The 656-nt window shown below is 62.2% G+C and carries 1 protein-coding gene; it reads right to left on the bottom strand.

Features of this window, described 5'->3' with window-relative positions; translation table 11 throughout:
- On the bottom strand, positions 1-656 hold a 656-nt coding region (locus ACZ3HH_RS29360; RefSeq protein WP_465810006.1), incomplete at both ends, for a calcium-binding protein.

Raw genomic sequence — 656 nt, 5'->3', positions numbered from 1 at the left:
GCGGTGTGATCCGGGCCGACGGCGAAGGTGTCATTGAACGCCGAGCCGATGACGTTCTCGATGTTGGCCAGGGTGCTGCCTTCGGCATCGCCGCCGCTGCCCACCACGCCCGTACCAAAACGGACCTCAACGTTGACGCCGGTGGCCGAGGTCGAGTAATCGACCGTGTCGCTACCGGCCCCGCCATCGAAATCCATGCCCTGGCCATCGCCGACAAAAGTGTCGTCGTAGTTCGAACCCTTGATCGCTTCGATGTCGGTAAAGGTGTCGCCCGCTCCGATCCCGGAATGCACGCCGGTCTTCAGGTTGATGTTCACGGCCACGCTGCTGTCGGTATAACCCGCCGTGTCGTAACCGGCACCGCCGATGAACTGGTCGGCGCCGGCGCCGCCGTACAGCGTGTCGTTGCCCGAATTGCCGACGATGATGTTGTCATTGGCATTGCCCCAACCGGTGAAGTCCTCGCTGCCGACATAGGTCAGACGCTCGATGTTCTCCGCCAGGTAGGTGTTGCTGGGGTTGATCACCGACACGCGCACTTCGTCATTGCCGCCACCTTCCTGCTCGACGATGGACGCGGTAGCGCCGTTGTTGATGTAGTAGATGTCGTCACCAGCACCGCCTTCCAGTGTGATCGTCGGTGCGGTGTGATCCGG

The sequence above is a fragment of the Pseudomonas sp. PME37.24/025 genome (genome assembly GCF_055556615.1).
The sequence above is the reverse complement of the archived record's forward strand: the minus strand, read 5'-3'. Positions and strand labels throughout refer to the sequence as shown.